This window comes from Streptomyces sp. NPDC104761 (genome assembly GCF_055583445.1).
On record NZ_JBVJNZ010000001.1, the window covers coordinates 340277 to 352891 of the forward strand.

9 protein-coding genes are annotated in these 12615 nt (G+C 71.7%); 7 read left to right on the top strand and 2 right to left on the bottom strand.

Translation table 11 applies throughout. The features are described from left to right. The first annotated feature begins 293 nt into the window (after window positions 1-293). Window positions 294-875, top strand: a complete 582-nt coding sequence (locus tag ACZ63F_RS01595; RefSeq protein WP_469707662.1) for a TetR/AcrR family transcriptional regulator — start codon at window positions 294-296, stop codon at window positions 873-875. 93 nt (window positions 876-968) lie between these two features. Here ACZ63F_RS01595 and ACZ63F_RS01600 read toward each other — a convergent pair whose 3' ends face one another. Further along, window positions 969-2312 (bottom strand): amidase, encoded by a 1344-nt coding sequence (locus ACZ63F_RS01600; RefSeq protein WP_469707664.1) that lies wholly within the window; start codon window positions 2310-2312, stop codon window positions 969-971. Window positions 2313-2569: 257 nt separating this feature from the next. Here ACZ63F_RS01600 and ACZ63F_RS01605 point away from each other — a divergent pair, with 257 nt between their 5' ends. After that, entirely contained in the window at window positions 2570-4948 is a 2379-nt protein-coding gene (locus ACZ63F_RS01605; RefSeq protein ID WP_469709283.1) for an alpha-L-fucosidase, read from the top strand. Between the two features lie 28 nt (window positions 4949-4976). On the opposite strand, the gene ACZ63F_RS01610 is transcribed toward ACZ63F_RS01605, so the two are convergent. After that, a complete protein-coding gene (locus ACZ63F_RS01610) occupies window positions 4977-5984 on the bottom strand; it encodes a LacI family DNA-binding transcriptional regulator (protein ID WP_469709285.1) in 1008 nt (335 codons plus the stop codon). Between the two features lie 264 nt (window positions 5985-6248). On the opposite strand from ACZ63F_RS01610, the gene ACZ63F_RS01615 reads away from it, so the two are divergent. The 5 genes from ACZ63F_RS01615 to ACZ63F_RS01635 are packed head-to-tail and all read left to right on the top strand — an operon-like array spanning window position 6249 to window position 12612. Next, window positions 6249-7541 (top strand): ABC transporter substrate-binding protein, encoded by a 1293-nt coding sequence (locus ACZ63F_RS01615; RefSeq protein ID WP_469707666.1) that lies wholly within the window; start codon window positions 6249-6251, stop codon window positions 7539-7541. A gap of 7 nt (window positions 7542-7548) precedes the next feature. After that, window positions 7549-8436: a carbohydrate ABC transporter permease gene (locus tag ACZ63F_RS01620; RefSeq protein WP_469707668.1), complete on the top strand. Its 888-nt coding sequence runs from the start codon at window positions 7549-7551 to the stop codon at window positions 8434-8436. Then, window positions 8433-9332, top strand: a complete 900-nt coding sequence (locus ACZ63F_RS01625; protein ID WP_469707670.1) for a carbohydrate ABC transporter permease — start codon at window positions 8433-8435, stop codon at window positions 9330-9332. Before ACZ63F_RS01620 ends, ACZ63F_RS01625 begins: the two co-directional genes overlap by 4 nt. A gap of 26 nt (window positions 9333-9358) precedes the next feature. Then, the gene (locus tag ACZ63F_RS01630) at window positions 9359-10606 is read left to right on the top strand and encodes a glycoside hydrolase 5 family protein (RefSeq protein ID WP_469707672.1); all 1248 of its coding nucleotides are present in this window, start codon (window positions 9359-9361) and stop codon (window positions 10604-10606) included. Then, entirely contained in the window at window positions 10603-12612 is a 2010-nt protein-coding gene (locus ACZ63F_RS01635) for an endo-beta-N-acetylglucosaminidase (RefSeq protein WP_469707673.1), read from the top strand. The genes ACZ63F_RS01630 and ACZ63F_RS01635 overlap by 4 nt, the downstream gene beginning before the upstream one ends. Window positions 12613-12615: the final 3 nt, after the last annotated feature.

The following is a 12615-nucleotide window of genomic DNA, read 5'->3' on the forward strand; positions in this document are numbered from 1 at the left end:
CTGAGGATCGGCACGATCTCCGAGGGCAAGGGCAGCGTCGGCGGTCAGCCGTCGAGGGTCCCCATGTGCTCCGGTGCGTACCGCTCGCCGGTGACCACGCCGTGCGGGGCGACTGCCTCGATGGCCGCGAGGTCGTCGGCGGTGAGGGTGATCCCGGTGGCGGCGATGTTCTCCTCCAGGTAGCGCCGCCGCTTGGTTCCTCAATTCCATAACTAACTGGATAGATACCCTGACCGTAAGCCGCCTGGTCCGGCATGTCAATAACTGGATAGTTACTTGGTAGGGTGATGGTCATGTCACGGGATTCCAGCGCCACCAAGGCCCGGCTGCTCGACGCCGCCTTCAGCGAGTTCGCCGCGTACGGCATCGCCGGCGCCCGGGTGGACCGGATCGCCGAGGCCGCGGGGGCCAACAAGCGGCTGATCTACGTCTACTTCGGCAACAAGGAACAGCTCTTCGACGAGGTGCTGACCCGGGCGATGACGGCCGGCGCCGAGTCCGTGCCGTTCGACGTCGAGGACCTGCCCGGATACGCCGGAGCGGTCTTCGACCACCTGGTCGCCCGGCCGGACCTGATGCGCCTGCGACTGTGGAAGCTGCTGGAGCGTCCCTCCGCCACCGGACTCGAACAGGACGCCTTCCGGAACAAGGCGGCCCTGGTCGCCCAGGCGCAGCAGCGCGGCGACCTCGACCCGGCCATGGCCCCCGACGACCTCCTGACCCTGGTGCTCGCCGCGGCCCAGGCCTGGTTCTGGGCCGCCGAGGGCGTCGATCCCAAGGAGATCAGCGAGTCCTGGAACGAGGAGCGGCTCGCCCTGCACCGCGCGGCGGTCGTGGAGGCCGCCCGCCGGATGACCGAGCCGAAGGGGGCGTAGCACCCCTCGAGGGGCACTCCACTGCCTGATGCGGGAGGAGCTGCGGGGCCGGCCGCGACGGCGCCGTGCTCGAACGACGGCCCGTCGCGGCGCTCAGCCGACCGGTGCCGTCCGCTGCCAGGGCCGCAGCGTCTCCAGTTGCCGCGCCAGCTCCAGCAGGACCGCCTCCGACCCCGGCCGGCCCACCAGCTGTACGGCGCAGGGCGCGCCCGAGGGCAGCGTGCCGAACGGGACCGACATCGCCGGCCAGCCGGTGAGGTTCCAGGCCGGGGTCAGGGGGGAGTGGTTGGACCCGGCCAGGGCGTTGCGCAGCCAGCCGCGCTCGTGCCAGGGGCCGGCCTTCGGGGCGTGGCGGGCCAGGGCCGGGGTGAGCAGCACGTCGTGCTCGGTGAAGAACGGGGTGAGCCGTGCCCGCAGCCGCTCGCGGGCGTCGCCCGCCTGCACCCCGCGCAGGAAGCGGCGCCCGATGGCCGCGTGCACCCGGGTCCGCCGGGCCAGCAGGGCGGGGTCCAGGCCGGCGGCGTCCACGGCCGTCCCGGCGGTCCAGTGCCGGATCGCGGTGACCCCGATCGACACCGGGTAGGGCGGCTCGGCGCGCCGTACCTCGTGCCCGGTGCCTGCGAGCAGCCCGGCCGCCTCCGTCGCCGCCTTCGTATACGGTCTGCTGACGGTCACGCCCACCAGCGGGCTGCGCAGCGAGACGGCGATCTTCAGCGGGGCGCGCCCGGCGGCGTCCTCGAACTCCTTCTCCGCCAGTACCGAGAGCATCAGCCGGGCGTCCGCCACGGTGGTCGCCAGCGGCCCGTTCTCCGACATGCCGAACCAGTCGCCGTTGCCGATCCCGGCCGGCACCACGCCGAACCCCGGCTTGATGGTGACCAGACCGCAGTTGGCCGCGGGGATGCGCAGCGAGCCCATGCCGTCGTTGCCGAGGGCGATCGGCGCCAGCCCGGCGGCGACCGCGGCCGCGCTGCCGCCCGAGGAGCCGCCCGCACTGCGCCGGGTGTCCCACGGGTTGCGGGTGATGCCGTGGGCTCCCTCGGTGGTGCCGAAGACACACAGCTCGGGCACGTTGGTCAGCCCGATGACCACGGCGCCCGCCGCCCGCAGCCGCGCCACGGTGACGTGGTCCGCGCCGGCGGGCGTGTCCGGCATCGCGGCCGAACCGTCCAGGTGCGCCTCGCCGCGCACCGCCAGGTTGTCCTTCACCGCCAACGGCACCCCGGCGAGGGGGAGTTCGGCGAGGTCGGCACGGGCCTCGATCTCGTCCGCCTCGGCCAGTGCCGCGTCCGCCCGGACCTTGCGGAACGCGCCGATCCGCCCGTCCAGCCGGGCGATCCGCTCCAGGTGCCCGGCGACCACCTCCCGGGGAGTGGCCCGCTTCTCGCGTACGGCGGCGGCGATCTCGGCGGCGGTCCGTCCGGCCCAGTCGGTCACGGGCACTCCTCGGGGTGCGGGAAGGGGGCTTACTCGTCGGTACGAAAGGGCACTCTGCCCGGTCGCGGGGCTCCACGTCGAGAGTCCCGGCTCCCGGTCGCAGGGACCTGATCCGCCGGGGCGCAGCCGTCGGCGACCGCCTTCTCCTCGGGGGTCATCCGATCACTGGGTCAACTCTTGCTCGTGCAGGCCCCATTGACAGGCCTCTGCGCCCGCTCGATCATCAGACATCCGATGAATGGAGCCGCGCAATGAGCATGTCTCCTTGTCCAAGACGTCAGGTCCTGGGGATCGCGGCGGGTGCCGCCGCGGCGGTCGCCCTGCCCCTCGCGGTACCGGCCGAGGCGCACGCCGCCGGGGCGGACGGCACAGGGGCGGACGGCGACCGGGCCGAAGCGGAGTCCGTGTCGTCCTGGGTTCCCGTCCCCGACCCCGTTCCCGTACCGCTCGACTCCCTCTATGACAACGATGGCATCGACACCGCCGCCGCCCGGGGCGGTGACTTCGACGGCTCCGGCTACACGTTCCCGGGCGAGGAACTCCCGGCCGGCCGGGTCGAGGTCGACGGCATCCCCTTCGAGTTCCCGGCGGCCACCGCGGGCGCCAGGAACAACGTCGTCGCGCTCGGCCAGCGCCTGGACCTCCCCAAGGGCCGCTACCTCTCGGCGCTCTTCCTCACCGCCGGCAGCTACGGCAACGCCTCCGGTACGGCCACGGTCCACTACGCCGACGGCACGACCAGCACCGGTGGCCTGAGCGGCGGCGACTGGTACTCGGTGGGCGGGCCCCTGTCGGCGCCGTACCGCTACCAGCCGGACGGCGGCAAGGACGCGCACAGCGTCGGGATCGGCACCTCCGAGGTGTGGATCGACCCGCAGCGCGAGGCCGTCGCCCTCACCCTGCCGGTCACCAACCCGGCGGAGGCCGGCAGGACCGCCCTGCACGTCTTCGCGCTCTCCCTGCAACCCGTCGCCCAGGGGCGGGCGCTGACCCTGCGGGACACGCGGTCGACCAGCTCCCTGCTCGACACCACCGGCGCCCAGAGCGTCGAGGCCACCGTCGTCAACGCGGGCACCGTCGCGATCCTCGCGGGCGACGCGGTGTCCGTACGCGTGGACGTCCCCGGCGCCCGCACCGTCGAGCCCGCCCGCATCCACCGCCTCGACCCCGGCGAACAGGCACGCGTCCGCGTCGGCATCCGCAACCGCACGGGCACCGTGCCCGGCACCGAACAGGACGGCACGGTCACCGTCCACGGCCGCGGCGCGCACGTCGCGTCCAGCCGACGTACGTTGACGCTCGGCACCGCCGACTACGGGCCCACCGAGACCTCGTTGGCCGGCCACCGCGCGCCCTACTGGTTCAACGACGCCAAGTTCGGCATCTTCATCCACTGGGGCGTGTACTCGGTGCCCGCGTGGGCGCCGGTCGGGGTGCAGTACGCCGAGTGGTACTGGGACCAGATGCAGGACCCGGACAACCCGACGTACGCCTACCACCGGGACACCTACGGCGCGGACTTCGCCTACGACGACTTCATCCCGCGCTTCACGGCCGAGAAGTTCGACCCGCGTGCCTGGGTGGAGCTGTTCCGCGACGCCGGTGCCCAGTACCACGTGCTGACCTCCAAGCACCACGAGGGCTTCGCCCTGTGGGACACCAAGGTCTCCGACCGCAACGCCGTCAGGCTCGGCCCGAAACGGGACCTGGTCAAGGAGCTGTTCGAGGCGTCCCGGCGGTACACGCCCGAACTCCACCGCGGCCTCTACTTCTCCATGCCCGAGTGGTTCAACCCGGACAGCCCCTGGATGGGCCACGCCCCACGCAACCCGTACACCCTGGATCCGCTGCCGTACACCGGCTACACCTCCGGCAAGGACTTCGTCCGGGACTACCAGGCCCCGCAGATGCTGGAACTGATCCACGGCTACGACCCGGAGATCATCTGGTGCGACATCGGCGGCGCCAACGACAGCGTCGACGTCCTCGCCGAGTACTTCAACCACGCCAAGAACCGCGCCCGTCCCGTCGACGTGACCGTCAACGACCGCTCGGGGATCGGCTTCCACGACTTCACCACGCCCGAGTACACGACGTACGCGGACACGGTCGTCGCCAAGTGGGAGGCCAGCCGCGGCCTGGACCCCCGCAGCTACGGCTACAACCGGCAGACCCCGGACGACGCCTACATGACCACCGAGGAGGTCGTGCACAGCCTGGTCGACATCGTCTCCAAGAACGGCAACTTCCTCCTGGACATCGGCCCGCGCGCCGACGGCACCATCCCGGAGATCATGCAGACCCGGCTGCGCGAGACGGGCGCCTGGCTCGCCGTCAACGGCGAGGCGATCCACGGCACCACGTACTGGTCGCGCATGCCCCAGCTGGGCGACGACCTCCGCTTCACGGTCCGCCCGGACGAGGCCTTCTACATCCACTCCCTCACCCGGCCGGGCACCAGGCTCACCGTCGAGGCCCCGGTACCGGTCCGCCCCGGCGACAAGGTGACCATGCTCGGCCACGGCCGCCCCCTGACCTGGACGCTCTCCCACGGCGCCCTGGTGGTCGACGTGCCCGAGGCAGCCCGGCGGGCGGGACGGCACGTGTGGGTGTTCAAGATCGACTGGCGCAGGTGAGCCCGGCAGGAGGCCGCCGCGGCTCGCTCTAGGCGCGTGCGGGTGCCGTGCTGCCCCGGACCGTCAGACGCGGCACCGGCACCCGTACCGCCCGGGCCGTGCCGCCGTCCAGCAGGGTGGTCAGCTCCCGTGCGGCCGTGCGGCCGAACTCCGTGCTGTCGCGGGAGAGGGCGGAGAGCCAGGGCTTGACCATGCGGCACAGGGCCGAGTCCTCCCAGGAGACGACGGAGACGTCGGCGGGGACGGTGCAGCCGAGTTCGGCCGCCGCGGCCACGCCGGCCACGGCCATCACGTCGTTGTCGTAGATGAGGGCCGTGGGCGGCGGGGTCGCGCGCAGGACGCCGCGGGTGACGGCCGCGCCCTCGGCGTCGGAGTAGTCGGTGGTGACCGAGTGGACCTCGGACAGGCCGCGCCGGTCGGCCTCGGCGCGCAGGGTGCGGATCCGGCGCTGGGTGTGCGCGAGGCCGGGCAGGCCGGCGATGTGCACGATGCGCCGGTGACCCAGCCGGGTCAGCTCGTCGACAACCGAGGCCATCGCGGCCGCGTCGTCCGCCCAGACCGTGGAGAGTTCAGGGTGGCGTTCGTCGGGGGCACCGCCGATCACCACGGCGGGCAGGCCCAGTTCGTCGAGCAGGTCGGGGCGGGGGTCGTCGGCGCGGGGGTCGACGACCAGGACGCCGTCGACCCGGTGTTCGGCCCACCAGCGGCGGTAGACCGCGCACTCGTCGGCCACGTCCTCCGCCATCTGGAAGAGCAGCCCGAGATGGCGCTCGGCGAGCACCTCCTGGATGCCCGAGACCAGCTGCAGGAAGAAGGAGTCCACGCCCAGCGAGTGCGCGGGGCGGGCGAGGACGAAGCCGACCGTGGCCGCACCCTCGCCGGACAGGGCGCGGGCGGCCGTGCTGGGGCGCCAGCCGAGCTGCTCGGCGACCCGCTGGACCCGGGCCCTGGTCGTCTCGGAGACTCCGGGGCGGCCGTTGAGCGCGAAGGAGACCGCGCTCTCGGAGATCCCGGCGCGGCGCGCGATGTCCTTCATCGTCGGCCGGCGCGCGGGGCTGCGTTTCTCCGCCAACTCACTTCCTCATTCGGTTCGGGACCGCGATCTGCTAATGCGCTTGAGTCGCCACACCCTAAAGCGCATTAGTGATCCGTGGCAATGCGTCCGTAACACCTTTCTGAGCAGGGGTTTTGAGTCACTAATGTCTTTAGCTCCGCCGAATCCATTGACGTGGCGTCAAAACGGCGTGCAAGGTCTGGCGCGGCACCTTCGGCCGACCCCGCTGCAAAGGAGCAACGGACCATGCGCATCTCCCGCAGAGCCTTCGCCCTCGCCGCTGCCGCCGTCCTCGCCCTGCCGCTGAGCGCCTGCGGTTCCGGCGGGGACGACGGCGGCTCCACCGACGCCTCGGGCAAGGTCGAGGGCGACATCACCTTCCAGACCTGGAACCTGCGCGCGAACTTCAAGTCGTACTTCGACGGCCTGGTCGCGGACTTCGAGAAGAAGTACCCCGGCACCCACGTGAAGTGGATCGACCAGCCCGCCGAGGGCTATGCCGACAAGATCAGCGCGGACGCGGCCGGCGGCACCCTCCCCGACGTCGTCAACGTCTCCCCGGACCTGGTCGCCCCGCTCGCCAAGGCGGGCCTCGCCCTCGACCTGGACAAGGCGGCGGCCAAGTACAGGTCCGAGTACCTGGCAGGAGCCTGGGCCAGCCATCGGATACCGGGGACGAGCGGGACGTACGCCTTCCCCTGGTACCTGAACACCGGGCCGCTCTTCTACAACAAGACCCTGTTCAAGCAGGCCGGGCTCGACCCCGAACAGCCGCCGAAGACGTACGACGAACTCTTCGCCGACGCGCTGAAGATGGCGCACCAGAGCGACGGCAAGGTCGCCACCCTCGCCAACGTGCCGACGATCGAGGACTTCGGGCGGTACGGCTCGCAGCTGATGAACAAGGCGGGGAACGGATTCGCCTTCAACGACACCAAGGGCGTCGAACTGCTCACCAGGTACAAGGAGTTGTACGACGCCAAGGCGCTCGACCCGCAGGCCCTGACCGCGACCCCCGAGTCCACCGGCAAGAAGTTCCTCACCGGGGCCGTCGCCATGAACCCCGGCAGCGCCCTCGACCTCGACAACTTCAAGAAGCAGGCGCCGAACCTGTACAAGAACATCGGCATCACCGACCAGATCACCAGCACCGGCCACGTCAACATGTACGTGATGGGCGTGATGGTCAACTCCCGGACCAGGCACACGGCGGCCGCCGTCGCCTTCGCGCACTTCGTGACCGACGCGCAGAACCAGATGTCCTTCGCCAAGAAGGTCGCCATCTTCCCCAGCACCGCCGGCTCCCTCGACGACCCGTACTTCACCAAGGAGGACGGCACTGACGAGACCCGGGTGCGCATCGCCGCCGCCAAGTCGCTGAAGAACGCGGTCAACTACACGCCGGTGCTGTTCAGCGACCAGATGAAGACCGCGCTGCGCAACGAGGTCGCCAAGACGCTGCAGGGCAAGGAGAGCCCCAAGGCGGCCCTCGACAACGCTGTCAGGGCCTGCGACCGGCTGCTCCAGCAGGAGGGCTGAGACCCCGATGGCCGACGTGTCCCGCGTGCGGCGCCAACTGCCCACCAGCCCCTGGCTGTTCGCCGCCCCCGGGCTGCTGGTCGTCGGCGCCTTCGTGCTCTACCCGTTCGTCTCGACGGTGGTCAACTCCTTCACGGACCGCCGCACCCTGATCCCGGGCCGCTTCGTCGGCCTCGCCAACTTCCGCGAGCTGATCCACGACGACATGTTCTGGACCGGCCTGCGCAACAGCATCCTGTACATCGTCGGGGTGGTGCCCGCCCTCGTCGTCCTGCCGCTGCTGCTCGCCCTGCTGGTGCAGAAGAACATCCCCGGCATCACCTTCTTCCGGTCCGCCTTCTACACCCCGGTGGTCGCCTCGGTCGTCGTGGTCGGGCTCGTCTGGGTGTGGCTCCTCGACGAACGCGGCCTGGTCAACTCGCTGCTCGAGACCGTCGGGATCGGCCGGGTCGGCTTCCTCAGCGACCAGTGGCTGCTCCTGCTGAGCGCCATGGCGGTCACGGTCTGGAAGGGCCTCGGCTACTACATGATCATCTATCTGGCGGCGCTCGCCAACGTGCCGCGCGAGCTGCACGAGGCCGCCGCCGTGGACGGCGCCGGAGCGGTCCGCCGCTTCCTCACCGTCACCGTGCCCGCCGTCCGCTCCACCATGGTGCTGGTCGCCGCGCTCTCCTCGGTCGCCGCCTTCAAGACGTTCTCCGAGGTCTACCTGCTGGCGGGCCCGGACGGCGGCCCGGCAGGCGAGGACACCACCCTCGTGATGCTCGTCCAGCGGACCGGCACCGGACTGACCGGAAGGGTCGGCTACGCCTCGGCGCTCTCCGTCGTCGTCTTCGTGGTGACCGTGGCCCTGATGCTCCTCGTGCTGCGCGCCGACCGGAGGGAGCGGACATGACCGTCACCGAGGAACGCGTGCGGACCGTGCCCCGGGCCAAGGAGGCGCGCGTCACCGACGAACACGGCCGCCGCATCCGGATCGGCGAACTCGTCCTGCGCTACGCCCTGCTGCTGCTCGTCCTGGCCGTCACCGTCGGCCCGTTCCTGTGGCAGCTGTCCACCTCGCTCAAGGGCCCGACCGAGGACATCTTCAGCTCGCCGCCCGGCTTCGTGCCGGAACACCCCACCCTGCACAACTACCGGCGGGTCGCCGACACCATCCCCGTCTGGGACTACGCCCTCAACTCCCTGAAGGTCGCGAGCGCCAGCGTCGTCACCAACTGCGTCGGCTCGGCACTCGCTGGGTACGCCCTGGCCCGGCTGCGCTACCGCGGCCGCCGGATCGCCACCCTGGTCTTCATCCTCGCGATGCTCGTCCCGGTGGAGGGCATCATCATCGCCCAGTTCACCACCATGCGCGAACTCGGCCTCAACAACACCCTCATCGGCGTCGTCCTGCCCGGCTCCATCGGCGCCATGAACGTGCTGCTGATGCGCAACGCCTTCCTCAACCTGCCCTACGAGATCGAGGAAGCGGCCTACGTCGACGGCGCCGACGTCTGGCAGCGGTTCCTGCGGATCGCCCTGCCGTCGGTCAGGGGCACCGTCGCCGTCGTCGCGATCTTCGCCTTCATGGGTGCCTGGGACGACTTCCTCTGGCCGCTGATCGTGCTCAGCGACCCCTCCAGGTTCACGCTCACCATCGGCCTCAACTACCTGCACGGCACCTTCGCCAACGACGAACGCCTCGTCGCCGCCGGCACCGTGATCGCCGTGGCCCCGCTCATCGTCCTGTTCGCCTGCCTCCAGCGGTACTTCTTCCGCGGCGTCGGCGAAGGCGCCGTCAAAGGCTGAACACCCCGTTCCCGCAAGGAGACCGCATGCCTCCTGCCGTGCGCTTCGGCGTCAACTACACGCCCAGCGAAGGGTGGTTCCACCACTGGCTCGACTTCGACCTGGACTCGGTGCGCGCCGACCTCGACTCGATCGCCGCGCTGGGACTCGACCACATCCGGGTCTTCCCGCTGTGGCCCTACTTCCAGCCCGACCGCACTTTGATCCGCCCCCGTGCGGTGGAGCAGCTCGTCGCCCTCGCCGACGCGGCTGCGGAGCGCGGTCTTGACGTCAACGTCGACGGCCTCCAGGGACACCTGAGCAGCTTCGACTTCCTGCCCGCCTGGACCCGCACCTGGCACCGGCGCAACCTCTTCACCGACCCGCAGGTCGTCGAGGGCGAGGCCGCCTACCTGCGCACGCTCGCCGCGGCCCTCGCGGACCGGCCCAACTTCATAGGGATGACCATCGGCAACGAGATCAACCAGTTCGCCGCCGGACCGCACCCCGATCCCGACCGGATCGGCGCGGCCGACGCGGCGAAGTGGCTCGTCCGGCTGCTGGCCGCCTGCGCCGAGGGAGCCCCCGGCGGGCTGCACCTGCACGCCTCCTACGACGCCGCCTGGTACCAGGACGACCAGCCCTTCACCCCCGCCCACTCGGCCCGCCTCGGCGCGGTCACCGCCGTGCACTCCTGGGTGTTCGACGGCACCGCCCAGCGGCACGGCCGCACCGCCCCGCAGACCGAGCAGCACGCCGCCTATCTCGTCGAGTTGAGCAAGGCCTGGGCCGAGGACGTCCACCGGCCCGTCTGGCTCCAGGAGGTGGGCGCCCCCGCGCCGCTGATCCCCGCCGAACACGCGGCCGCCTTCGCCGAGGCGACGATCAGCGCCGTCCTGGACTGCCCCGGCCTGTGGGGCGTCACCTGGTGGTGCTCCCACGACGTCAGCCGGAGCCTCGCCGACTTCCCCGAACTCGAATACGGGCTCGGCCTGCTGACCAACGACCGCAAGCCCAAGGACATCGCCCACGTCCTCGCGGCGGTCGAGCCCGCCGCGCCGCGTCCCCGCTCCACGGCGCTCGTCGTGCCCGCCGACCCGGCCCTGCGCTCCCACAACGCCCCCGGCGGACCCGTCTTCGACGCCTGGTTCCGGCTCGCCGCCGACGGCGCCCGCCCCACCACCGTCCTCGACACCCGCGCGGCCGACCGGGACCATCTCACCGCGCGCGGCATCACCGAGGTCGTCACCCCCGAACAGGTTCTCCCCACCCCACAAGGAGGCACCCGCTCGTGAACCCCAGCAGACGCACCGTCCTCATCGCCGCCACCGCGGCGGCCCTCGCACCCACCCCCGCCCTGGCCACCACCCGGAAGGCCACCGCCGCGGCCACCACGGCCACCCCGCCCTACGCGTCCTACTTCTACCCGGACTCCTTCCCTTCCGGCAGCCCGGGCGCCGGCATCACCTGGCGCAGCCTGAAGACCTGGACGGCGGCCGGCGACCCCGACCTCGCCTTCAACGCCGCCTCCGTGCCGCTCGCCACCCGCTTCACCCCGACCCCCGCCAACACCACCGCCCGCTCCGGCCAGGCCCGCATCCAGTCGCTGGTGTCCTTCGGACCGACGTCCGGCAACCCCTCCCAGGGCTCGGCCACCGCCGACTACTACGCCCTCACCCACTGGGCCTACCTCGACGAACTGGTCTTCTGGGGCGGCTCGGCCGGAGAAGGGCTGATCCTCGCCCCGAACGCGCCGATCGTCGACGCGGCCCACCGGCACGGCGTCCCCGTCCTCGGCAACATCTTCCTGCCGCCCACCGCCTACGGCGGCCAGCTCCAGTGGACCCGCGACCTGGTCCAGAAGGACGCCGGCGGCCACTACCCGCTCGCCGCCCAGCTCGTCGCCCTGGCCGCCGCCTACGGCTTCGACGGCTGGTTCGTGAACGCCGAGACAGGCGGCGGCAACACCGCCCTCGGCACCGCCATGCTCGGCTTCGTCACCGAGCTCAAGTCGCTGGCCGCGGTCCGGGGCCAGCGGGTCACCTGGTACGACGCGATGACCGTGAGCGGCACGGTCAGCTGGCAGGGCGCGCTGAACAGCCAGAACCAGGCCTTCTTCCAGGCCGCCGACGACATGTTCGTCGACTTCCGGTGGAGCGCCTCGACCCTCGCCTCCTCGGGCACGAAGGCGGTCCAGCTCGGCCGCAGCCGCTACGAGCTGTGGGCCGGGGTCGACGTCGAGTCCAACGGCTCCGACACCTCCGTGAACTGGGACGCGATGGTCCCGACCGGTTCTGCGCACCTCACGTCCGTCGGCTTCTACCGGCCCGAGTGGACCCGCAACCACCTGCCCGCGAGCCGTACCCCCGGTGACTTCCACGCCGCCGACGACCGCTTCTGGACCGGGCGGTCGCTGGACCCGTCCCGGCCCGACGGCACGGACCCCTGGCGGGCGCCGGCCGTGTCGGTCGCGGACCGCTCGACGGTGACGGCGGTGCCGTTCGCGAGCGTCTTCAACACCGGGCACGGGCTGCGCTGGTACGAGAACGGCGAGGTCGCCTCGGACACGCCCTGGAACCACCTCGGCCTGCAGGACCGGCTCCCGTCCCGGCGCTGGGCGGTCCGGACGTCCGGCACCCGGCCGGCCGTGACCTTCGACTTCGCCGACGCCTGGCGGGGCGGCAGCAGCGTGCTGGTGGACGGTGCCCTGGACCAGCCCGCGGTGCTCGACCTCTACGCGACCCGGCTGCCGATCACGGCACGGACGGTTGTCGAGCTGACGTACCGGACCGACGCTGGGAGCGTGGACGTCGAACTGGCCATCGCCACCGCGGAGCCGGGCGGTGCCGGCGCGGCACCGCCGTACACCTTTGTGCCGGTGGACTCCGGCGACGGCTGGTCGACCGCGACCGTGCCGCTCACCGCACTCTCCGGCACGGTCCACGCCCTCGGTGTCCGCCTCACGGCGACCGCCGGGCCGGTCCGCTGGCGGCTCGGCGGCATCGCCGTACGGGAGGCGGCGAGCACCCCCGCCGCTCCCGCCCGCCCGCGGATCACGGCCGCCGACGGCGGCAACCTGCGCCTCGCGTGGGACGCGGCACCCGGCGCCGTACGGCAGTACACCCTGCACCGCCTCCTCCCCGACGGCACCCGGCGTTTCCTCGGCGCCACCGGCCAGCGGGCCTACTACCTGACCGGCCTCCAGCCGGAGCAGGGCGAGACGACGGGACGGTTCGAAGTGCGTGCCGTAGGGGAGCTGTACACCTCGTCGGATCCCGTCACCGTCACGCACACCTGGTAACCG